Annotated in this window: 23 protein-coding genes, 1 other RNA gene and 1 riboswitch; of the genes, 19 read left to right on the top strand and 5 right to left on the bottom strand. The window is 35.4% G+C overall.

Annotated elements, in window-relative coordinates:
- Positions 1–50: 50 nt before the first annotated feature.
- Positions 51–653, bottom strand: a complete 603-nt coding sequence (gene recU / locus AC0IXC_RS15030) for a Holliday junction resolvase RecU (protein WP_002030800.1) — start codon at positions 651–653, stop codon at positions 51–53.
- Between the two features lie 103 nt (positions 654–756).
- Between recU and AC0IXC_RS15025 the strand changes: the two genes are divergently transcribed.
- Positions 757–1,782 (top strand): DUF2515 domain-containing protein, encoded by a 1,026-nt coding sequence (locus AC0IXC_RS15025; protein ID WP_471653021.1) that lies wholly within the window; start codon positions 757–759, stop codon positions 1,780–1,782.
- Positions 1,783–2,125: 343 nt separating this feature from the next.
- Here AC0IXC_RS15025 and AC0IXC_RS15020 read toward each other — a convergent pair whose 3' ends face one another.
- Positions 2,126–2,272 (bottom strand): phage portal protein, encoded by a 147-nt coding sequence (locus AC0IXC_RS15020; RefSeq protein WP_471653067.1) that lies wholly within the window; start codon positions 2,270–2,272, stop codon positions 2,126–2,128.
- Positions 2,273–2,390: 118 nt separating this feature from the next.
- On the opposite strand from AC0IXC_RS15020, the gene AC0IXC_RS15015 reads away from it, so the two are divergent.
- Together AC0IXC_RS15015 and AC0IXC_RS15010 are read left to right on the top strand one after the other, a co-directional pair.
- Complete coding sequence (locus AC0IXC_RS15015) at positions 2,391–2,633, top strand: hypothetical protein (RefSeq protein ID WP_002030820.1); 243 nt, start codon at positions 2,391–2,393, stop codon at positions 2,631–2,633.
- 15 nt (positions 2,634–2,648) lie between these two features.
- On the top strand, positions 2,649–2,993 hold the full coding sequence (locus tag AC0IXC_RS15010) for a YppE family protein (RefSeq protein WP_002011864.1): 345 nt from the start codon (positions 2,649–2,651) through the stop codon (positions 2,991–2,993).
- A 25-nt stretch (positions 2,994–3,018) separates the two neighbouring features.
- Here the strand turns inward: AC0IXC_RS15010 and AC0IXC_RS15005 are convergent, their stop codons facing one another.
- Positions 3,019–3,210 carry a YppF family protein gene (locus AC0IXC_RS15005; RefSeq protein ID WP_002030817.1) on the bottom strand — a complete coding sequence of 64 codons (192 nt, stop codon included), beginning with the start codon at positions 3,208–3,210 and terminating at the stop codon, positions 3,019–3,021.
- Positions 3,211–3,387: 177 nt separating this feature from the next.
- On the opposite strand from AC0IXC_RS15005, the gene AC0IXC_RS15000 reads away from it, so the two are divergent.
- The 13 genes from AC0IXC_RS15000 to pbuX all read left to right on the top strand — a co-directional run bounded on the left by AC0IXC_RS15000 (position 3,388) and on the right by pbuX (position 15,096).
- Positions 3,388–4,074 (top strand): YppG family protein, encoded by a 687-nt coding sequence (locus AC0IXC_RS15000; protein WP_471653020.1) that lies wholly within the window; start codon positions 3,388–3,390, stop codon positions 4,072–4,074.
- A gap of 156 nt (positions 4,075–4,230) precedes the next feature.
- Positions 4,231–4,629, top strand: a complete 399-nt coding sequence (locus tag AC0IXC_RS14995) for a spore coat protein (protein ID WP_215591012.1) — start codon at positions 4,231–4,233, stop codon at positions 4,627–4,629.
- A gap of 56 nt (positions 4,630–4,685) precedes the next feature.
- The gene (locus AC0IXC_RS14990; RefSeq protein ID WP_002030808.1) at positions 4,686–5,240 is read left to right on the top strand and encodes an SLOG family protein; all 555 of its coding nucleotides are present in this window, start codon (positions 4,686–4,688) and stop codon (positions 5,238–5,240) included.
- Between the two features lie 97 nt (positions 5,241–5,337).
- Positions 5,338–5,673, top strand: coding sequence for a cell division regulator GpsB (gene gpsB / locus AC0IXC_RS14985; protein ID WP_000622426.1), 336 nt, complete (start codon positions 5,338–5,340; stop codon positions 5,671–5,673).
- 87 nt (positions 5,674–5,760) lie between these two features.
- Positions 5,761–6,152: RNase P RNA component class B (rnpB, locus tag AC0IXC_RS14980), an RNA gene on the top strand.
- A 180-nt stretch (positions 6,153–6,332) separates the two neighbouring features.
- Positions 6,333–7,472 carry a THUMP domain-containing class I SAM-dependent RNA methyltransferase gene (locus AC0IXC_RS14975; RefSeq protein ID WP_002011868.1) on the top strand — a complete coding sequence of 380 codons (1,140 nt, stop codon included), beginning with the start codon at positions 6,333–6,335 and terminating at the stop codon, positions 7,470–7,472.
- A gap of 61 nt (positions 7,473–7,533) precedes the next feature.
- Entirely contained in the window at positions 7,534–7,716 is a 183-nt protein-coding gene (locus tag AC0IXC_RS14970; protein WP_002126488.1) for a DUF3921 domain-containing protein, read from the top strand.
- Positions 7,717–7,854: 138 nt separating this feature from the next.
- Entirely contained in the window at positions 7,855–9,792 is a 1,938-nt protein-coding gene (locus AC0IXC_RS14965; RefSeq protein ID WP_471653019.1) for an ATP-dependent DNA helicase, read from the top strand.
- A 118-nt stretch (positions 9,793–9,910) separates the two neighbouring features.
- Positions 9,911–11,428: a carboxypeptidase gene (ypwA, locus tag AC0IXC_RS14960; RefSeq protein ID WP_002030824.1), complete on the top strand. Its 1,518-nt coding sequence runs from the start codon at positions 9,911–9,913 to the stop codon at positions 11,426–11,428.
- A 48-nt stretch (positions 11,429–11,476) separates the two neighbouring features.
- Positions 11,477–11,950: a GNAT family N-acetyltransferase gene (locus AC0IXC_RS14955; protein ID WP_471653018.1), complete on the top strand. Its 474-nt coding sequence runs from the start codon at positions 11,477–11,479 to the stop codon at positions 11,948–11,950.
- Positions 11,951–12,104: 154 nt separating this feature from the next.
- Complete coding sequence (locus AC0IXC_RS14950) at positions 12,105–12,863, top strand: type I methionyl aminopeptidase (RefSeq protein WP_471653017.1); 759 nt, start codon at positions 12,105–12,107, stop codon at positions 12,861–12,863.
- Between the two features lie 104 nt (positions 12,864–12,967).
- Positions 12,968–13,069: riboswitch (purine riboswitch) on the top strand.
- A gap of 107 nt (positions 13,070–13,176) precedes the next feature.
- The gene (locus tag AC0IXC_RS14945; RefSeq protein ID WP_002030831.1) at positions 13,177–13,770 is read left to right on the top strand and encodes a xanthine phosphoribosyltransferase; all 594 of its coding nucleotides are present in this window, start codon (positions 13,177–13,179) and stop codon (positions 13,768–13,770) included.
- A gap of 3 nt (positions 13,771–13,773) precedes the next feature.
- A complete protein-coding gene (gene pbuX, locus AC0IXC_RS14940; RefSeq protein ID WP_289403529.1) occupies positions 13,774–15,096 on the top strand; it encodes a xanthine permease PbuX in 1,323 nt (440 codons plus the stop codon).
- Positions 15,097–15,111: 15 nt separating this feature from the next.
- Here the strand turns inward: pbuX and AC0IXC_RS14935 are convergent, their stop codons facing one another.
- Positions 15,112–16,275: a DUF418 domain-containing protein gene (locus tag AC0IXC_RS14935; protein ID WP_471653016.1), complete on the bottom strand. Its 1,164-nt coding sequence runs from the start codon at positions 16,273–16,275 to the stop codon at positions 15,112–15,114.
- Between the two features lie 354 nt (positions 16,276–16,629).
- On the opposite strand from AC0IXC_RS14935, the gene AC0IXC_RS14930 reads away from it, so the two are divergent.
- Both AC0IXC_RS14930 and AC0IXC_RS14925 read left to right on the top strand, forming a co-directional pair.
- Positions 16,630–16,785 (top strand): hypothetical protein, encoded by a 156-nt coding sequence (locus AC0IXC_RS14930; protein WP_165689454.1) that lies wholly within the window; start codon positions 16,630–16,632, stop codon positions 16,783–16,785.
- A 218-nt stretch (positions 16,786–17,003) separates the two neighbouring features.
- The gene (locus AC0IXC_RS14925; RefSeq protein WP_471653015.1) at positions 17,004–20,663 is read left to right on the top strand and encodes a dynamin family protein; all 3,660 of its coding nucleotides are present in this window, start codon (positions 17,004–17,006) and stop codon (positions 20,661–20,663) included.
- 3 nt (positions 20,664–20,666) lie between these two features.
- On the opposite strand, the gene AC0IXC_RS14920 is transcribed toward AC0IXC_RS14925, so the two are convergent.
- Positions 20,667–20,921: a DUF3931 domain-containing protein gene (locus tag AC0IXC_RS14920; protein WP_000369740.1), complete on the bottom strand. Its 255-nt coding sequence runs from the start codon at positions 20,919–20,921 to the stop codon at positions 20,667–20,669.
- Positions 20,922–20,992: 71 nt separating this feature from the next.
- Here AC0IXC_RS14920 and AC0IXC_RS14915 point away from each other — a divergent pair, with 71 nt between their 5' ends.
- Positions 20,993–21,460: a GNAT family N-acetyltransferase gene (locus AC0IXC_RS14915; protein WP_002189027.1), complete on the top strand. Its 468-nt coding sequence runs from the start codon at positions 20,993–20,995 to the stop codon at positions 21,458–21,460.
- Positions 21,461–21,473 lie beyond the last annotated feature (13 nt).

The following is a 21,473-nucleotide window of genomic DNA, read 5'->3' as shown; positions in this document are numbered from 1 at the left end:
TTTCATTCTCTCCCCCAAAAGTCGAAAAAAGAGCCTTAGTGATGACTCTATCACGAAAAATAAACCGTGTCTAGTACGCGGATATAATCAATTCGAGGGTGATAACCGCATGATAATAAAGACCCATGCTCTTCTATTTCTTGTTTTGTAATCGATTTACGTCCACCAGTATTTTGACGATTCCAAAATGCAATAATATGTTTTGCATCTAATAAATAAAATTCATCAAAAAGTGTAAATTTAATAATAACAAATGCAATTCCATTATGAGCGACTACTTGCTTCATATGTTCAATTTGATGAAGGTGGAAGTTTTGAAGTGGAAAACTGGTTTTATTTTTAGTTTCTTTCGCTTCAAAATCGATGTATTTCCCTTTGTATACACCGTTGTAATCTGTTGTAGAAGGTTGTTTGAAATACGCTTCTTTTACCACTGCAGCACTTCGAGCGGGGTAATCTACTTTTACAATTTGAAGAGGTGTAGGTTTTTTATGTACGCATGCAATATTATGGGTTAAGTAATATTGATTGGTGTCATTCAATTCCTCTTCAAGGGACATACCTCTATTACTGTAAGTATGTTTTTTTATTGGTGTTTTATGAGGTTGTGAAGCTTGATCGTACCTTTTTCCATTTGGGTAACGAATGGTCATATTTTGTCCACTCCCAACTTGATAAGATTTACTTACAAAGGTGATTATATCAAAAAATGAAAAAAGATGTGACCTTTTTCAAGAAAGGTATGGTGACTTACTCATGTTTCGATGGAGTGATTACGAAAAAATTAAACAGACCCGTAATGATATTTTTTGTACAGAAGAGGAAAAAGCTATAGTTCTTAATATTAAGGAGAGCACGGATGTAGCTAACGTAGATAATATTTCACGTACACAATCTTACCAAGAATATTATTTGAGAAATAGAGAAATTAGATGGTCTTTTTTAGCAAGCATGGTTTCAAGGAATGGGGGATGGAACATGACAGATTTAGAAGGAGAATATTATTCTAATCTTTTATCTCAAACAGTTAAGAGACGATTATTTCATTTGTATGAGAAAGCCAATTGGCACATTTTTTTAGATGCATTTCCTCAACTATTACTGTATGAGGAAAGTAAAAAGAGATGTGCGCCGCTCTTTCATTTGTTACAATTTTTCAACATATCAATTTTTATGGAAAAAGAATGGGCCGCGTTTTGGGAGAAAAAAGATATAAATAGGCTTATGACGGCACTTATTATTAATGAACAAAATAAAATTCAAAAACCAGTAATTGAGAATGCATACTTTCAAAAACATGTATTTGATACTGCACTATTCAAATTTCAAGAAATATTTCACGTTAGTGCAGTTATTTTTCCAATGGTGGAAGGGGGAATGTATGGATTTTCAGTTTATCAATTTGAAACGTTGCAAAAACGTATAGAACTGGGGAAGCAATTAGCTTGGTTATTATTTCATTCAAAGTATAAGTCTTCTTTTTATAAATTTGCAGTGCAAACTAGGCATACTGGATCAAGGATGGATTATGAATGTAATATAAGGGGAATTAGAAAATCATGTACGCCGGCTCTTCGGGATGTGTATTCTATTGTCACTCATGAAAAATTAATTGAAAAAGATTGGTTTAGTGAAGGGTTGGAAATAGATTCATTATTTTTACTTGAAAAACCTAAGGGGGAAATTAATATAACAGAATGGTATAGAAAGAAGAGGGAGCAAATACATACTCTTTCTATATTAAGTAGTTTTGTTAAAAGAATGGATGAGTTCATGATATAATAAAGAAGTCCCGCCTTCTTAAATGAGGGCGGGACTTCTTTATTAAAAGTAATATGCTCTACAACAAGTTACTTTCTAATCGGCTATTTGCCGGCAGTACGACTTTAACTTCAACACTTATCGAAAGCGAAGAGGTAAGGTAGACTAGAAAATAGTTGTTTGTAAAAGCCACTTTGGTTAAAGTGTCATTTTATCCCGCTATTTGCGGACAGTAAAACTCCCACCTCAAAATTTGGCTGGAGCAAAGAAGGTAGGTGGAAGCCCTGCTGTCCGTAAACACCCGATTGGTGCGGGCTAATAATCAGTGGGGGATGAATAAAACCCCACTGATTAAAGTTTCACTTTATGTAGCGGGGAAATTTGGACCATCAAGCTTTGGATTACCAGTCTCAGGTTTGTTTTGTTGTTTGTTTTGCTTTTTATTTTTTTCGTTTTTATTTTTTGCCATCGTAATACACCTCCTTTTTGTATTGTTACCATTTCTAATAATGGCATACTAAATGATTTCTTTGACGAATATCAACTAGTTTTGTCATGTGAGAAGGAGTAATTAATCAATCGGCGAAATTACATGACAAAGGAAAGGCAAAGAAGGGGGCGTTTTAAATATGGCGATGGTTCAGAAGGAAGATGTTATGAAAAAAATGGATCAAATGTTAAGTTCTCTCGATTTGCTGGAAATGAAGATTGGGATTAGAATGAATCATGCATTGAAGGATAAAGGTGAAAAAATACGCAATAAGATAGAAATAACAGAAATGCATATAGAACATATGGAAAATAAATTAGTGCATCACGAAGAAAAAGGGAGCTGGGTAAAGACATTTCAAAACGTCGTAGTGAGTGCATAATAAGGTGGGAACAAAATGGGACATGAAGCATTAATCCAGTCTTCGGAGAAGTTAATGCAGTATAATGATGAAGCGAATGTGAAAAAAAGAGAGATGGCTGAATATGATTTTTATAAGGATATGAAGCCATTTGTTGATATTGTAGATGCGGAGTTAGAGATGTGGAAAGAATTAGCTTATAGGTGGATAAAGGAAGAACGACCTAAGTATATACATGTACAACAAATTGATCAAGTGTATGATAATTTACAAACTAATGTGCTACAATGTTTTGTTAATAAGGGAAAAGGCAAACGTTTCTTTGAAACTCATCAAGCTATTTCGTACACTTTGCAAAATATCGTAGATCAATGTAAATAACAAGAGGGAAAACCCTCTTGTTTTTTTATGCCTCTGTCACTGTTGTAGGTTTTGTTGCACCGTTTATTTCTAACTCTCGTATTAATGTTCGGTAATCTGATATGCATACTTTTCCTTCAAGATAACAATGTCTTGCAAAGTCTAACAGTTCATTCGAATTTTCTGTGTAATACCCCTTTTTTTGAGAAAACGCTTGTTTTAAATCCCCTAATACCATGTTGATTCCTCCCCCATGAGAATCTTCTTCCTTATTATCATAGCATGGAAGGGTTTACTTTCTAATTTTTTTAAAAATTTAAACTTCCGACAAAAACAGACAGGTACTCCGTCACACATTTTATTTTATAGGTACATATTCTATATGTAGAAACTTATGCCAAGGAGGAGAGAATGCATGTTTCAACAACCTAATGTATATCAGCAAGCAAATCCATATGCACAGCAAAATATGTACCAATATAATGAGGATACATATTTACGATATAATATGTATCCTTTCGAGCCTCATTATGGAAACCAAAATTATTATCAACCATTTGAAGTGTCGTTTGGGAATCAACCGCAGCAAGCGCATATGAATCAGCCGCAACAAGCATATACGAATCAACCACAGCAAGCGCATATGAATCAACCGCAACAACCGCACATGAATCAACCACAGCAAGCGCATATGAATCAACCGCAACAACCGCACATGAATCAGCCGCAACAAGCGTATATGAATCAACCGCAACAACCGCACATGGATCAGTCGCAACAACCGCATATGAATCAGCCGCAGCAAATGTATACGAATCAACCACAGCAAGCGTATATGAATTCACAAAACTACATGTCGCCAGCTCAATATGTAAATCAACAAGCTATGTTTTATCCACCAAAACAACCATATCCAACGATGAATAAACAAAAGCAACAGCAACAGCAACCAAGTCAGTTTTCTAGTTTTGTTTCACAATTTAAATCATCAGATGGTAACTACGATGTAAATAAAATGATGAACACGGCTGGACAAATGATGAACGCGATGAATCAAGTAACGGGGATTGTTAAGCAAGTCGGGGGCTTTTTTGGTAAATAATAGTAGGGGGTTGTCTATAATAGGTATTACGTATGAAATTGGATACTAGACAAATTTCCATGAAATAAATGGGTATATATAACAAGCGGCTTTAGCCCCTCGCTCATATTGTAAAGTGTAGTCAGATTTTTTTAATGAGAGAGGAGAGAAAAAACTATGCATCATTGTCATCCTTGCTTTGGAGGGCATAAGCCTGTAGGACCTATTTGTACGGCAGCTCCTGTCATTCACCCAACGAAACAATGCGTAACACATTCTTTTTCAACAACGGTGGTGCCACACATTTTTCCAACTCATACAACGCATGTTCATCATCAACAAATTAAAAATCAAAACTTCTTCCCACAAACAAACTCGAACGTAAACGTTGTAGATCCTGGTGATCCAGGATTCGGCGGAGGATGTGGACCATGCGGTCATGGCCATCATCACCATGGGCATCAAATATCACCATTTGGACCAGGACCGAATGTATCACCATTTGGACCAGGACCGAACGTATCACCATTTGGACCAAATATCGGACCAAACGTTGGTGGAATGTTTAAAAAGTAAATGATATGTTAGAACTAGCGAAATGCTAGTTCTTTTTTTGTAATTGGAGTGTTGATATGAAGGTTGTTGCTGTAACAGGATATAAGCCGTTTGAACTTGGAATATTTAAAAATGATCATCCAGGAGTAGAGTGTATAAAAAAGGCGCTGCGTCGTAAATTAACTGTTTTTGTAGAAGAAGGTTTGGAGTGGGTTATTATAAGTGGTCAGTTAGGAGTAGAGCTATGGGCTGCTGAAGTTGTTTTTGAAATTCAAGTAGAATATCCAAATTTAAAATTAGCTGTATTTACTCCTTTTTTAGAACAAGAGGAAAATTGGAAGGAAGATAACCGTGAATATTACGAATTTATTCTTTCACAAGCAGATCACATTGATAGTATTACGAAACGGAAGTACGAAAGCCCAGAGCAATTTAAATTAAAGAATCAATTTTTTATTGAAAAAAGCGATGCACTTTTAGCTGTATATGACGAAGAAAAGTCTGGGAGCCCTAAATATATTGTAGAAGCAGCTAAGAAAAAAGGAGAAATAGAAAATTATCACAGTTATTTCATTCTTTTTTCTGATTTACAAGATATAATGGAAGAGGAACAGTGGAATAATGCAGAGTAATATGTAATATAGTACTCATATATTTGATTGACAAAAGGCGTTGTTTCTGAAAAAATTTAGTTAATGAAAGCTTTGGCAAAAATTTGAGGTGAAGAAAATGATTTCGGATAAAATTAAATTAACAGCGAAAGATATTTTAGAAAAAGAATTTAAAACAGGTATGAGAGGTTATCAACAAGAAGAAGTAGATAAGTTTCTTGATATGATTATTAAAGATTATGAAGCTTTTCATAAGGAATTTGATCAATTAAAACAACAAAATGCTCGTTTGAAACGTGAATTAGAAGAACAAAAAGTAGCGGCAACACAAGTTCCGCAACAACCGGTACAAACACCAGTTGCACAACCAGTGTATAACAATACGAATACGGATATTTTAAAACGTCTATCTAATTTAGAAAAAGCTGTATTTGGAAGTAAGTTATACGAATAAATTAAGGTAACAAAAAGGTTAAAGCATTTTACATAGAAAAAAACATTGCAAAATCTTTTTGTTTCCACTATACTAATGTTTGTCATAACGTTTGGGTAATCGCTGCAACGCCAACGTTGTAGAGGAAAGTCCATGCTCGCACGGCCTGAGATGGCTGTAGTGTTCGTGCCTAGCCAAGTCATAAGCTAGGGTATTCTGGCTGCAAGGCTGGTTTAACGGCAGGGAAAAAACCTAAGTCCTTTCGGATATGGTTTGACTACCTTTAAAGTGCCACAGTGACGAAGTCCTTGAAGAAATGATAGGAGTGGAACGAGGTAAACCCCACGAGCGAGAAACCCAAATAATGGTAGGGGAATCTTTTCCAAGGAAATGAACGACGGAAAAGGACAGGTTTTCGTAACCTGTAGATAGATGATTACCACCGGAGTACGAGGCGTGGGCCGTTTGCAGTACAAAGGAACAGAACATGGCTTACAGAACGTTATGAACCAACTATGAAATAACTCAGCTCTCCTTTGTTAGAGGAGGGCTTTTTATTTGTATGAAGTTATAAGTTGTGAGTTAAAATGGTAAGTGAGAATATTCTTCGTAATATGTGATAATTAATAGGACAACATGTTATTAATTATTGTTTGATTATACATAAGAGGTGAATGCAAATGGGAAAAGTTACTTTAATTGCAACAGCGGCAATGGGTATTGAAGCGTTAGTTGCCCGAGAAGTTCGCGATCTTGGTTATGAATGTGAAGTGGAAAACGGAAAGGTAACGTTTGAAGCGGATGAAAAAGCGATTTGTCGTACGAATTTATGGTTACGTACTGCAGACCGTGTGAAAATTAAAGTCGGCGAATTTAAAGCAACAACATTCGATGAGTTATTTGAAAAAACAAAAGCGTTAAACTGGGGAGATTATATTCCAGAGAATGGAGAATTTCCTGTTATTGGGAAATCTTTGAAATCAACATTATTTAGCGTTTCAGACTGCCAACGTATCGTTAAAAAGGCTGTTGTTGAGAAATTAAAAACAACGTATAGACGCACAACTTGGTTTGAAGAAGATGGACCGTTATTCCGTATTGAAATTGCAATGCTCAAGGATATTGCGACGTTAACAATCGATGCGAGTGGTGTAGGTCTTCATAAACGTGGATACCGTCTTGAGCAAGGTGAAGCGCCTTTAAAAGAAACATTAGCTGCGTCTTTAATTAAGTTAACAAACTGGAAGGCGGATCGTCCTTTCGTTGATCCTTTCTGTGGATCTGGTACAATTCCAATTGAAGCTGCATTAATTGGACAAAATATCGCACCAGGATTTAACCGAGGCTTTGCATCGGATGAATGGGGCTGGGTTGGTAAACAAAATTGGCGCGAAGCTCGTCAAGAAGCTGAAGATTTAGCTAATTATAATCAACCATTGCAAATCATTGGATCAGATATCGATCACCGTATGATAAGAGTTGCCCAAGATAACGCAGAAGAAGTTGGATTAGGGGATCTTATATCATTTAAACAAATGCAAGTAAAAGATTTCACGACAAAAGAGGAATATGGCTATGTTGTAACGAATCCTCCATACGGAGAACGTTTAAGTGAAAGAGCGCTTGTTGAAAAATTATATAAAGAAATGGGAGAGGTATTCCGCCCATTAGATACGTGGTCAATGTATTTATTAACAAGTTATGAAGCATTTGAGAAATGTTATGGGAAAGATGCATCGAAAAAGCGTAAACTGTTTAACGGATTTATCCGTACAGATTACTATCAATACTTCGGAAAGCGTCCACCGCGTAATTCATAGTATAAAACTCCTCCAGCACGCATATACTGGCTATTATGTAATGCGTAAAGGAGGAAGTGATATGGATAGTTTCCAATTATCGATGATTCAAAAAGCTATTCACCGTACGTATGATGAGCTCGGAAAAGAAGTGGATAGTCAAGGTGCAATTGTAGATGGAATACAAAAAGCGCAGGAAGAATATTTGTCAGCTCTTTCACATGAAACAGCGATTGATAAACGTTATTTAAGGTCATTAATATAGAAAAAAATTTTCCTTTTTCGAAAGGAAAATTTTTTTTCGTGTATTTCTATGTATTGTAACAGGGGAAAGTGGCTGCACATATGTGAGTAGCAGTTGCTATATCTTTTTATAGAAAAACTGTTTGGTTGGAGGCTAAGGATGTTTACTGAGAATAGGTTACCATTTGAAGTAGGAAAACAAGATAATTTTTATGATAAGTTGAATGAGTGGATTGGAGATGTGTTTTACGACATTCTTCCGGAAAAAGGCTTTGAAGAGCGTGATGAACAGATTTTTATGGCGTTTCAGTTAGAGCGCGCTTTCCAAGAGAAGAAAGTTATGTTTGCAGAAGCAGGTGTAGGAACAGGGAAAACAATTGTATATCTTTTATATGCAATTTGTTATGCACGTTATACAGGGAAGCCGGCTATTATCGCTTGTGCAGATGAAACGTTAATTGAGCAGCTTGTAAAAGAAGAAGGAGACATTGCTAAGTTATCTGAAGCATTAGGGCTATCTGTTGATGTTAGACTTGCGAAGTCAATGGATAATTATTTATGTTTACGTAAACTTGAAGATGTTATGAGTGGACGAGCTCCAGAAGTAATTGAAGATGTATATTACGAATTACCTCAGTTCGTATTCGATCATGGTACGATGCAGAACTTTACTCACTATGGTGATCGAAAAGAATTTCCACTGTTAAATGACGAGGAATGGTCAAAGGTAAACTGGGATTACTTCCAAGATTGCTTCACTTGTGATTCTCGTCATCGTTGTGGTCAAACTCTTTCGCGCGAGCATTATCGTAAAGCGGCAGATTTAATCATTTGTTCTCAAGATTTCTATATGGATCATATTTGGACGTACGAAGCTCGCAAACGTGAAGGACAAATTCCGTTATTACCAGAAAGTAGCTGCGTTGTATTCGATGAAGGGCATCTTGTAGAATATGCAGCTCAAAAAGCTTTAACGTACCGTTTAAAACAAACGATGATGGAGCAACTTTTAACGAGATTATTACAAAATGATATTCGTGAAGAGTTCGCACATTTAGTAGAAGAAACAATTTGGCAAACTGAACAATTCTTTGGGGTACTACAAGAGAATAAAAAGGAAATTGAAGGTTCTGATCGTTTAGAAATTACTGTGACAGAAAAGGTAACTGCAGAAGCGAAAAGACTTTATGCGAAAATCGGTGAAGTCGGTGATGCATTAGTATTTGAAAGTGAAATGCATACAGTAAACACATACGATTTAAATATTGTTGATGAGCATTTAGATGTGTTAGAGCATTCACTTCGTCTTTTCATGCACGAGAAAAATGTAATTACGTGGGGTGAAGAAGGCGATGGTGCTTTCACATTAGTTATTATGCCGCGTGCAGTTGAAGAAGTGTTACAAGAAAAAGTATTCTCGAAGAAGATTCCATATATTTTCTCTTCTGCGACATTATCTGACAATGATTCGTTCGCATTTACTGCAAATAGTCTAGGGGTAAAAGATTACTTATCATTCTCAGTTGCTTCGCCGTTTGATTATGAAGGGCAAATGACAGTAAACTTACTTCCGTATACGAAAGAAAATGAATGGGAAAGAAAGTGTCAATATACACTTGAAAATATACAAAAAACAAATGGACGTACACTCGTATTATTCCGTACAACGCAAGAACTTGCAGCGTTTAAAGAATATGTAAGTAAAGAGCAAATGTCAGTTCCGTTCCTATATGAAGGAGATCAAGAAATTAGTCAGCTCGTTTCTCGTTTCCAAAATGAAGAAGAGACTGTACTTTGTGCCGTTCATTTATGGGAAGGTTTAGACATTCCAGGTTCATCATTATCACATGTTATTATTTGGTCATTACCATTCCCTCCAAACGATCCTGTGTTTGAGGCGAAGCGTAAACATGTGAATGATCCATTCTGGGACGTAGATGTGCCTTATATGATTTTACGTCTTCGCCAAGGAATTGGACGTTTAATTCGTACAAGTGAAGATAAAGGTGCTATATCATTATTCTTATCAGATAATGAAGATGAAAAAGTGATAGAAGCAGTGAAGAAAGTACTTCCGGTAGAAGGAAAAGTACTTTAAGCGAAAAAATGTTGTAGGGAAAAGTTTGGCATTTGCCAAGCTTTTTTTCTATTAGAAAAGGAATTTATGTTTCAGTGTCGAAATAAGTTTGAGGTAGAAAAAGGAGGTTTTTTATACTATGACAGTTGCTACATATGAAGTGGAAAAACAATTTTTAACATATGTGAAGAAGATAGAGAATTACGGAGAGGCATTAAGTTTAATGTTTTGGGATTTAAGAACAGGTGCACCAAAGCAAGGAGTAGACCAGCGTTCAGAAGTAATTGGAATGCTTTCATCCGAAGTGTTTGCGATGTCGACTTCAGATGAGATGGGGAACTATTTAACTGAACTAGAATCTTTAATTGTTGAAAATAAACTTTCTGAAACGACAAAGAAAATGGTTGAAGAGTGTCGTAAAGAATATGATAGAAATAAGAAAATTCCACAAGCGGAATATGAAGCGTATGTGAAATTAGAAGCGAAAGCGGAAAGTGTATGGGAAGAAGCTCGCGAAAAATCTGACTTCGAAATGTTCCGTCCGTATTTAGAAAAAATTGTTGAATTCAAAAAAAAGTTTATTACATATTGGGGTTACGAAACGTACAAATATAACACGCTATTAGACATGTATGAGCCGGGAATCACAGTAGAAGTGTTAGATCATGTATTTGGTCAACTACGTGAACGTATCGTTCCGCTTGTGAAAGAAATTTCTGAGTCTAAAAAAGAATTAAAAACAAATGCTTTAGCTGAACATTTTTCAAAAGAAAAACAAAAGAATTTTACTTTAGAGTTATTAAAACAATTGAACTATAACTTTGAAGCGGGTCGTCTTGATGAAACGGTACATCCTTTTGAAATTACATTAAATAGAGGGGATGTTCGTATTACGACTCGTTACGATGAGAAAGACTTCCGTATGGCTGTTTTCGGTACGATTCATGAATGTGGTCATGCTGTATATGAACAAAATATTGCAGAGGAATTTGAAGGTACACCGCTATGTAGTGGAACTTCTATGGGTATTCATGAGTCACAATCATTATTCTTTGAGAACTTTATCGGTCGTAATAAATCATTCTGGAAGAAAAATTATGATTTATTAAAAGAGTATAGCGATGGTCAATTCAATGATATATCAGTAGACGAGTTTTATGATGCGATTAACGAATCGAAGCCATCGTTTATTCGTATAGAAGCAGATGAGCTTACATATCCGCTTCACGTCATGGTTCGTTATGAACTTGAGAAAGAATTATTTGATGGTACATTACAAGTGAAGGATTTGCCAGCGGCTTGGAATGATAAGATGGAAGCATATTTAGGAATTCGTCCGGAAAACGATGCACAAGGTGTATTGCAAGATGTTCACTGGGCTGGTGGTTCATTTGGATACTTCCCATCTTATGCGCTTGGTTATATGTATGCAGCGCAATTTAAACATAGGATGCTAAAGGATATTCCAAACTTTGATGCATTATTAGAAGAAGGAAACGTGACACCAATTCGTGAATGGTTAACAGAGAATATTCACCAATATGGCAAAACGAAAAAACCACTTGAAATTTTAAAAGATGTGACAGGTGAAGGTTTAAATGCAAACTACTTAGCAGATTATTTAGAAGCTAAATATAAAGAGATTTATGAGTTATAAAACAGGAGCTGCTTAATTGCAGCTTTTTTTTATGAGGGAGTGAGAGAAATGGGCTATATGTTTACAGTAATGTCGCAAGCGGAAGCAGAAGAAATTGCATATAACTGGCATTATGAAGGGGAGTATTCCTTTTATGATATAGAGGCAGATGAAGAAGATTTAGCTGAGTTTTTAGAGGATGAGAGTAGAGGGAATCATACATTTTCTGTGAAGGAAAATGGTACTTTCATTGGTTTCTTTAGTTTTAGTAGCATAAATAATCAAACGGTTGATATAGGTCTTGGAATGAGACCTGATATAACTGGGAATGGATTTGGTCTACAGTTCGTAAAAGCTGGACTAGCTTTTAGTAAAGAAAAATACGGATGCAATTATATAACACTATCAGTAGCGACATTTAATGAAAGAGCGATTAACGTGTATAAAAGAGCAGGATTCGAAGCTGTTGGAACGTTTATACAGAAAACAAATGGTAGTTGTTTTGAGTTTTTGAAAATGAATTATATATGTAAAAATGATTAAAAAACAGAGAAGAGCTTCTGTTTTTTTATTTTGATGTAGAAATAAATGATGTTTGTTTTTGTACTTGTTGTAATTAGAAGTTTTGAAATTTTGGAAGAGGATGTGTATGATTGAAGTTTAGTAGCAAATAGCAAGTTTAGTAAGGAGAGGTAGTATGATTACAATTAAAACGAAAAATGAAATAGATTTGATGCATGAATCTGGGAAGTTACTAGCTTCTTGTCATAGAGAAATTGCAAAAATGATGAAACCAGGAATAACGACACAAGAAATTGATACGTTTGTTGAAGCGTATTTAGAAAAGCATGGTGCAACATCTGAACAGAAAGGTTACAACGGGTATCCATATGCGATATGTGCATCTGTAAACGATGAAATGTGTCACGGTTTCCCTAGTGATGTACCTTTACAGGAAGGAGATATTGTGACAATTGACATGGTAGTAAACTTAAATGGTGCGCTCTCGGATTCTGCATGGACGTATATAGTTGGAGATATTTCTGATGAAGCAAAAAGGTTATTGTTAGTAGCAGAGAGTGCTTTATATAAAGGGATTGAGCAAGCAATAAGTGGTAACCATGTTGGAGATATTGGATACGCAATTGAAAGTTATGTAGCCTCTGAAGGTTTTTCTGTCGCAAGAGACTTTACGGGACACGGGATCGGTAAAGAGATTCATGAAGAACCAGCGATTTTTCATTTTGGTAAACAAGGACAAGGGCCTGAGTTACAAGAAGGAATGGTAATTACAATTGAGCCCATAGTAAATGTAGGTATGCGATATTCTAAAGTAGATTTAAATGGGTGGACTGCAAGAACGATGGACGGTAAATTATCAGCTCAATATGAGCATACAATTGCGCTTACAAAAGATGGTCCAATCATTTTAACGACGCTTAAATATGAAATGTAAGAGTTTGCAAAACTCGAACGAAAATAGTATTTTCATAAAATTCGTACGTGTTTTTTTAATAAATGCTTTCCAAAATTTAAAAAGTGCGTTATAATCCTTCTATAAAATAAATAGTTAGCTACACTCATATAATCGCGGGGATATGGCCTGCAAGTTTCTACCGAAGTACCGTAAATACTTTGACTATGAGTGAGGACGAATATATTTGCTTGTTTAGCATTCTTTTTTGCGAAACTCCAAAAGCGCGTCTCTCACTTGTAACGAGTGGTGGCGGCTTTTGGAGTTTTTTTATTGCATAAGAGGGGGAACAAACATGAAAGTATTACAAGAAAAGATTTTGAACGAAGGAAAGGTTTTATCTGGTGACGTATTAAAGGTAGATGCATTTTTAAATCATCAAATTGACCCAGTACTTATGCAAGAGATCGGAAAAGAATTTGCTAAACGTTTTAAAGAAGAGAACATTACAAAAATCGTGACGATTGAATCTTCAGGCATTGCACCAGCAGTTATGGCTGCATTAGAGCTTGGTGTAAAAGTAATCTTTGCAAGAAAACGTAAATCGTTAACGTTACAAGATAATATGTACGTTGCAAACGTATACTCATTTACGAAACAAGAAACGAATGAAATTTCATTATCTCGAAATCATATCGATGAAAATGATCGCGTTTTAATTATCGATGACTTTTTAGCAAACGGTCAGGCTGCTTTAGGTTTAATGAGTTTAGTAGAGCAATCTGGAGCAAGTATTGCAGGAATTGGTATTGTTATTGAAAAAGCATTTCAAGATGGAGGAAAGAAGCTTCGCGAACAAGGAGTTCGTGTTGAGTCACTAGCAGAAATTGCATCACTTGATAACGGCACAGTTACATTTGTACAGCAAGAAACTGCGGAGGTGAAATAAACGATGAAGCAACATCCATTTAAAATCGCATCGCTTGGTATGCAGCATATGCTTGCTATGTATGCTGGTGCAATTATTGTTCCTCTTATTGTCGGCGGGGGACTTGGTTTAAATCAACAAGAATTAACGTATTTAGTATCGATTGACTTATTAATGTGCGGCGTAGCAACGATTTTACAAGCATTATCAAATCGCTTTTTCGGTATTGGGCTTCCGGTTGTACTTGGTTGTACATTTACAGCGGTTGGACCGATGATTGCAATCGGAAAACAATACGGGGTGTCTTCTATTTATGGAGCGATTATTGCTGCCGGGTTATTCGTTGTTATTTTTGCGAAATTATTTGGAAAGCTTGTAAAACTGTTTCCACCTGTCGTAACAGGATCAGTCGTTACCGTAATTGGAGTTACACTTGTTCCAGCAGCTATTAATGATATGGCTGGAGGAGTTGGAAGTAAAGATTTCGGAAGTCTAGAAAATTTAGCGTTAGCATTTGGTGTTTTATTATTTATCATTATTATGTATCGTTTCTTTGATGGATTTATCCGTTCAATCTCTATATTACTTGGTCTTTTGTTCGGTACAATCGTCGCAGCATTTATGGGGAAAGTAAGTTTGCAAGCGGTTGGAGAGGCAGATTGGTTCCACGGCATTCAGCCGTTTTACTTCGGTACACCAACATTTGAATTAACGCCAATTATTACGATGATTCTCGTTGCTTGCGTAGGAATTGTGGAAGCAACAGGGGTATATTTTGCATTATCTGATATTTGTAATAAAAAGATCGGTGAAAAAGAATTAACAAAAGGTTATCGCGCAGAAGGATTAGCAATGGTTCTAGGTGGTATTTTTAACGCATTTCCATACACAACATATTCTCAAAACGTAGGACTTGTTCAATTAACTGGAGTAAGAAATCGCGTCATTATCTATACTTGTGGTGGTATGTTAATTGCTCTTGGGTTTATTCCTAAAATCGCAGCCATTACAACAATTATTCCGAAATCAGTACTTGGCGGTGCAATGCTAGCAATGTTCGGCATGGTTATGGCATATGGTATTAAAATGTTAAGCAGTGTTGATTTTGGAAAACAAGAAAATTTATTAATTGTTGCATGTTCTGTCGGAATCGGACTTGGAGTTACAGTCGTTCCAACGTTATTCTCACAGCTTCCGGAAAACATCCGTATTTTAACTGATAACGGAATTGTACTTGGAAGTGCATCAGCAGTACTTTTAAATATCGTATTTAATATGGTGCCGCAGCGTAAAGTGAAAGTAAAAGAAGAGCCAGTTCCGATGCAAAGTGCAGTAAGAGAAGCGTAAAAAAGCAAGGTCTCATTATGAGACCTTGCTTTTCTTTTTAAGTGGCATTATCTTACCGTATGTACCAAGGCGCCAAATGTATTCAAGTGGCCCATATTGGTAACGTGAAAGCCACCAGCGGCTAATAAAGATTTGTAACGTATAAAAGCCGATGCAAAATAGTGGTCCCACCCATAATGGAGCGGGATAATAATTTTTGAAAAATAGGCCGAATACAAGTAACGTAACAATCGTATGCGTGATGTAATTTGTTAACGCCATTCGTCCGACATATTGGAACGGACGTAATAATGTTTGCCATCTTTCTTTTTGTAATAAACGCATGAGCGTGAAAATGTAGAATATGAATAATGTTTTTCCACTAAACATTGTAAAGGCCTGCATATAAAATGGTTCATAAGATGGTTTTGATAAGAAGTAACGGACCATGAAGAACCACATTGGTAATGTTAAAACGAACATAATGATTTGCCATTTTTTTAGTTTTGGATCTAATTCTTTTGAGCGGCGGAAAATATTTTTTTTACCAGCATATAAACCAAGCAAAAATAATCCAACTGTTTCTGGAAGCATGAATGCACTTAGCCCAATTGCTTCAGAATAAAACGCATGGAAACGATTTTGTATTTGTAACATCCAGTCTTCTAATGGCATGATTGGTAAGGAGAGTCCTAGCTCATCTCTTGGCATTAAGGCAATTCCAATGCTAGTAATTAGCATTAAAAATTGAAAAATGCTTAGTAAAACTAATGCCCAAATCAAAATAGTACGAGGTTCTCTCTTATAAAATAACAATAAGAAAAATCCAGCGATTGCATAACTATGTAAGATGTCCCCGTCCCATAAAAGAACGTAATGCAAGAACCCAAATAATAATAAAATAAGCAAGCGGCGAACAAATAAAGTTTTCGGACGATCTGTTTTCGCCTCAGCACGATTCATAAAGATATAAAAACCTAATCCGAATAAAAATGAAAAAATAGTATAAAATTTCGTTTGAATAAACATGTCATAAAATAAGCGAATATAGCTGTCTAATCCATCATAAACGCCGGAAATGTCTCGAGAATCAACACCAGCGATAACTGGCCAGTTAACAAGAAAAATACCTAGTACAGCTATTCCTCTAATAATATCGATGGAATGTATCCTCTCGCCTTGTGAAATATTTTGTGTCATTATTTTCCTCCTTGTTAAGTAATTCCCTTTTATCCCGCATTAACAAGCAGTAAGACTCCCACCTCAAAATTCAGTGAATACGAGGAAGTTAGGTGGGAGTCGGGCTGCTTGTAAAAGCCCGATTGGTTCAACTAATAATTAGTGGGGATGGGAAATATCCCCACTAATTACAGTTTCACTCTATTATACAAAATGTAAGGAGGAGGGTATATAGGTAATTTCCAATTTTTAAAACTGCTAAGATGTGCATTATGAGATATAATAAGAGTGCACAGCAAGTTTTAAACTTCTTTAAAACAGGCAGTAAAGCTCCTTTTCCCGAAGGAGCTTTCTTTTTTTAGAAATTTGTTGATAATGATTCTCTTTAATGATAAAATGTATTCAAAAGTGATAATCATTATCAAAAAAGGTTGGTGTGTTAATATGGTGTATGCACTTGTTGTAGGAACGATTGCTATATATGTTGGTGTTACAAAGTATGTATTAAATGGAGTAGGAACAACAAAATGAATAATATTACATAAAATCCCTTTCATTTGTAAAAAGAATGAAAGGGATTTTTTATTTTTGATGTGAATATGCTGAAAATTTAGTATGATAATAAAGTGAAACTTTAATCAGCGGGGAGGTCTATCCCTCACTGATTAATAGCCCGCACGAAACGGGTTTTTACTGCCCACAAATAGCGGGATAAAGTATATACATCTTGGATAAAGGGGAACAAGGGGATGACAAACATAGTACAGACAAACGGTATGAAAAAACTTGTTTGTTTTTATGAAGAGTGGCAAAAAAACGGCGATGTAGAGAATAGTTTGAAGTTGTTTGAAGTGATTCAAAAATATAAACAAGAGCAGCTTATGCTAGCTTTTTGTGGTCATTTTTCTGCTGGGAAATCGACAATGATGAATCACCTATATAAAGCGCAATTATTACCGACAAGTCCGATTCCAACGAGTGCTAACGTTGTTAAAATTGAAAGAGGATCTGATCGTGTTGTTGTAACGATTAAGTCTGGAGAACAGTATGAATATGACGGCGCATATTCAGCAGAAGAATTAAAACAAATATGTAAAGACGGTGATGAAGTAATTGGTGTTCATATTTATCGAAATGATGCGCCAATTCCTGATGGGGTTATGTTAGTTGATACGCCCGGAATTGATTCTACGGATGATGCCCACCAATTAGCGACGGAATCAACACTGCATCTAGCAGATGTTATTTTCTATATGATGGATTATAACCATGTCCAATCAGAGGTTAACTTACAGTTTGTTAAAGAATTGAAACAACGTAATAAAACGGTTTATCTCGTTGTAAACCAAATAGATAAACATAAAGCAAATGAGTTATCGTTTGAAGAGTATAGAGATAGTGTAAAACAGTCTTTTTCTAACTGGGATATTGAAGTAGATGGTATTTTCTATACATCATTGCGAATGATGAATCATCCATACAATGAAATTCAAAGTTTAGAAGCATTAATCTTTTCTATCATGAAAGAAAAAGAGCAGTATGTAAGAAAGGGAATGGAGCGAGAAACAGAATATTTACTGCAAGAACATTGTTCGTTTATTCTTTCTGAAAATGAAAAACATCTCATGAAATATGAAGAAGAATTAACATCACCACTGTCACTTTCAGAGATAGTTGAAAAAAAGGAAGAGTTAACTGAAAATAAAAATCGGGTGGCTAGTAAAGAATCTGATGTGAGAAATGAATTTATAAAAGGTTTACAAGCCATATTAGATAACGCGTATTTAATGCCATTTGAAATGAGAGAATTGGCAAATAAATATTTAGAAACGAAATTAACGAAGTTTAAAGTTGGCTTGTTATTTGCGAAAGGAAAGACGGAGCAAGAAAAACAGAGACGTGTAGATGCTTTTTATTCTGCTCTTCAAAAGACTGTTGAAACGCAACTTGATTTTCATGTGAAAGAATTTATTGTAGCCTTCTTAAAAGAAGAAGGGTTATTTACAGAGGAAATAGGGAAAGACATATATGCGTTAGAAATTGCTTTCGGACCGGAAGTGTTGGCTGAAACAATTAAACAGGGGGCTGGATTTACCAGTGATTACTTACTTCTTTATACTGCTGACGTTGCAAATGAGTTAAAGAAAAGATACTTTATGAAATCACAGCAAATCTTTGGAAAAAGTACGGGTATATTGCAGAAGAAAGTGAAGATAGAGATTGCTCGTATTGAAGAAGAAATTGAAAAATATACGATGTTACAAACAGCAAAAGAAACAAAATTACAGTACATTAAGACGTATGAGGAATATGAGAGCTATTTAGGAGATATTTGGAATGAAAATGTTTCTATACCAGATGGATTGCAAATAGACGAAATATTACAAAGTAAAAAACAAGTGGTTAGTGAGAAGTTTAAACTACAAGAGCAAGAAATTGTAAATGATAACGTAGCGGCTAGTGAAGAAGAGATTAAAGGAACGAAAGCTTTAAATATTCAGCGTATATTAGAAAAAGTGAAGAAAGCTGAAACGATATTAGATCCATTGCCTACACTGAAACATCTACAGCAAGAAGTAGTTGGAAAAAGACAGCGTGTAGAAACGAAGCAATTTACAGTAGCGTTATTTGGAGCTTTTAGTGCTGGGAAATCATCATTTGCTAACGCATTGCTCGGTGAAAAGGTACTTCCTGTATCGCCAAACCCAACGACAGCAACAATAAATCAAATTTTGCCAGTTACAGAAGATAAACAACATGGAACGGTAATTGTCCAGTTTAAATCAGAGCAAGCGCTGTTAGAAGATATTAAAGCTGTTTATAAAATGTTTCACTATGAAATTGCTACATTGGAAGAAGCGTTAACGAAAATTGATCAAATTATGAAATACCCTTCACCAAGCGGGAAGCAAAAAACAACATTTAGCTTTTTGCGAGCGGTACAAAAAGGATATGAGGCAGTTGTTAATCATTTAGGGGAACAATTACAAGTTACGTTAGAGGAGTTCTCTGATTATGTAGCTAATGAAGAAAAATCATGCTTTGTTGAGTATATGGAGCTTTATTATGATTGTGCTTTAACAAGGCAAGGAGTAGCTCTTGTAGATACACCAGGGGCGGATTCTATTAACGCGCGTCATACGGATGTTGCATTCCAGTATATTAAAAACGCAGATGCTATTTTATTCGTAACATACTATAATCATGTTTTCTCTCGTGCAGATCGTGAGTTTTTAATTCAGCTCGGTCGTGTAAAGGATACATTTGCACTTGATAAAATGTTCTTCTTAATAAATGCTGCCGATTTAGCGCAATCTGAAGAAGAACTTGAAATGGTAAAAGGTTATATTGCGGATCAGCTCCTGCAATACGGTATTAGAAATCCACGTTTATTTGCAATTTCAAGTTTATGTGCGCTTGAAGAAAAGCAAGGGAAAAGTATTGATAAAGAAAAGTATGGTATTTTACAAAACTCCGGGATTACTAAGTTTGAAGAATCATTTACGTCCTTTATGATGAGGGATTTAATGCTTGTATCTGTGCATGCTTTATATGGTGCATTACAAGGAGCGAATCAGCTTCTTGTAAATATGATAAATGGCGCAAAGCAGGGAAATGATGAGAAAGAGAAGCAAACAAAAAAATATGAAGCAGAGCGTAATCAGCTACTTCATATTATTTCATCATATAGTGTACTTGCTGAAGAGCAAGCAATGCAAAATGAAGTGAAAGAATTGCTTTATTATGTACACCAACGTCTATTTTTACGCTATAACGATGTGTTTACTGAATTTATTAATCCGGCGTCGTTACGAACAGATGGGAATGTGAAAATGCAGTTGCAGCAATGTGTAATGGAATTAGTTTCATTTATTCAACATGATTTATTACAAGAAATGCGTGCGACATCATTACGTCTTGAAAAATGGATAGATGAAGCGATGAAGCGTGCAAAGGATGAAATTGTTGTGAATTGCAAAGTGGAAAATGAATCGATTTCTATGGGTGGAACAGTGGATTATGAATATAAAATTATTACACATAAAGAGCCGTTTCCTTCAATAGAAATAAAAGATTTTAAAAAGGCACTAGCACATTTTAAAAATGAGAAAAGCTTTTTTGAAAAAAATGATAAAGCTTTTATGCAAGAAGACGCTAAAGGAGTGTTAGAACCTTTCGTATCAAACTATGTAGTTGATGAAGAAGATTTATTCGTTCATCATTATAAGCAAGAGTGGGATGCAAAATGGAACCTATTCCAAAAGGTGATGCAGCAAGATGTTGAGAATTATTATGAAAGTATATTATTCGCTTTAGCTGAAACAATTGATGTATCACTATACGAACAAAGTAAAGAAGAGCTACAAAAGCAGTTAGTAGAAATTGAAAAAGAAATTTATATTAAATAGCTGTTATGAAAAAAAGATTCGTTCAATTTTCTTTTGTAGTACAGTATCTAAAGATTTTACAAACCCTGCAAACTCATCAGTAGAAATCATATGGGTAAGAACTAAGCGTCTGCCGTCTGGTGTTTCACCGCATAAGACGAATGAAGAAAACTCATACGTTTTGTTTTCTACTACTAATTTTGGATAGGAATATGTGTCGCTCTTCTTTTTCTTTCCATCAATAGAGATGACGTTGCATTTTTTCTCATTGTTGTCCATGGTGAATCCCTCCTTTCTATTATCTATGGTAGACAAGGGGGGTTTAGAACAATAGAGGAGGGGGAATTTTTATGTCTGTTGTCATAGAGCGTATTTCGAAAGAAGCTATACCGAAATCTTTATTACTCCTTGCTGATCCAAGTGAAAGCCAAATTGATGCATATGTACAGAGTGGGTTTACGTATATAGCTAAACAAGAAGAAAGAATCATCGGTGTATATGTGCTTTTGGAAACAAGACCAAGGACAATGGAAATTATGAATATTGCGGTTGTAGAGCATTTGCAAGGAAAAGGGATTGGAAAGCAGCTATTAAGTCATGCCGTAGAAACTGCTAAAGGATATGGTATGTCAAAACTTGAAGTTGGTACAGGCAATTCTAGTGTTTCACAACTTGCTTTATATCAAAAATGTGGATTTCGTATTTTTTCTATTGATTTTGATTACTTTTCAAAGCATTATGAAGAAGAGATTATTGAAAATGGGATTGTATGTCGTGATATGATTCGGCTTGCAATGGAATTGAATAAGAACGTATAACTTATTTAGGGGG

This window comes from Bacillus sp. AC266, from assembly GCF_979253805.1.
Note: the sequence above shows the minus strand (reverse complement) of the source record. Positions and strands in the feature narration are given on the sequence as shown.

Coding starts and splice junctions, on each gene's coding strand:
- AC0IXC_RS14915 (WP_002189027.1), top strand. CDS start 20,993: ATGTCTGTTGTCATAGAGCGTATTTCGAAAGAAGCTATACCGAAATCT.
- AC0IXC_RS14965 (WP_471653019.1), top strand. CDS start 7,855: ATGTTTACTGAGAATAGGTTACCATTTGAAGTAGGAAAACAAGATAAT.
- ypwA (WP_002030824.1), top strand. CDS start 9,911: ATGACAGTTGCTACATATGAAGTGGAAAAACAATTTTTAACATATGTG.
- AC0IXC_RS15015 (WP_002030820.1), top strand. CDS start 2,391: ATGGCGATGGTTCAGAAGGAAGATGTTATGAAAAAAATGGATCAAATG.
- AC0IXC_RS14935 (WP_471653016.1), bottom strand. CDS start 16,275: ATGACACAAAATATTTCACAAGGCGAGAGGATACATTCCATCGATATT.
- recU (WP_002030800.1), bottom strand. CDS start 653: ATGACCATTCGTTACCCAAATGGAAAAAGGTACGATCAAGCTTCACAA.
- AC0IXC_RS14925 (WP_471653015.1), top strand. CDS start 17,004: ATGACAAACATAGTACAGACAAACGGTATGAAAAAACTTGTTTGTTTT.
- AC0IXC_RS14990 (WP_002030808.1), top strand. CDS start 4,686: ATGAAGGTTGTTGCTGTAACAGGATATAAGCCGTTTGAACTTGGAATA.
- gpsB (WP_000622426.1), top strand. CDS start 5,338: ATGATTTCGGATAAAATTAAATTAACAGCGAAAGATATTTTAGAAAAA.
- AC0IXC_RS14970 (WP_002126488.1), top strand. CDS start 7,534: ATGGATAGTTTCCAATTATCGATGATTCAAAAAGCTATTCACCGTACG.
- AC0IXC_RS15010 (WP_002011864.1), top strand. CDS start 2,649: ATGGGACATGAAGCATTAATCCAGTCTTCGGAGAAGTTAATGCAGTAT.
- AC0IXC_RS14950 (WP_471653017.1), top strand. CDS start 12,105: ATGATTACAATTAAAACGAAAAATGAAATAGATTTGATGCATGAATCT.
- AC0IXC_RS15025 (WP_471653021.1), top strand. CDS start 757: ATGTTTCGATGGAGTGATTACGAAAAAATTAAACAGACCCGTAATGAT.
- AC0IXC_RS14945 (WP_002030831.1), top strand. CDS start 13,177: ATGAAAGTATTACAAGAAAAGATTTTGAACGAAGGAAAGGTTTTATCT.
- AC0IXC_RS14930 (WP_165689454.1), top strand. CDS start 16,630: ATGATTCTCTTTAATGATAAAATGTATTCAAAAGTGATAATCATTATC.
- AC0IXC_RS15000 (WP_471653020.1), top strand. CDS start 3,388: ATGTTTCAACAACCTAATGTATATCAGCAAGCAAATCCATATGCACAG.
- AC0IXC_RS14920 (WP_000369740.1), bottom strand. CDS start 20,921: ATGGACAACAATGAGAAAAAATGCAACGTCATCTCTATTGATGGAAAG.
- AC0IXC_RS14975 (WP_002011868.1), top strand. CDS start 6,333: ATGGGAAAAGTTACTTTAATTGCAACAGCGGCAATGGGTATTGAAGCG.
- pbuX (WP_289403529.1), top strand. CDS start 13,774: ATGAAGCAACATCCATTTAAAATCGCATCGCTTGGTATGCAGCATATG.
- AC0IXC_RS15005 (WP_002030817.1), bottom strand. CDS start 3,210: ATGGTATTAGGGGATTTAAAACAAGCGTTTTCTCAAAAAAAGGGGTAT.
- AC0IXC_RS14955 (WP_471653018.1), top strand. CDS start 11,477: ATGGGCTATATGTTTACAGTAATGTCGCAAGCGGAAGCAGAAGAAATT.
- AC0IXC_RS14995 (WP_215591012.1), top strand. CDS start 4,231: ATGCATCATTGTCATCCTTGCTTTGGAGGGCATAAGCCTGTAGGACCT.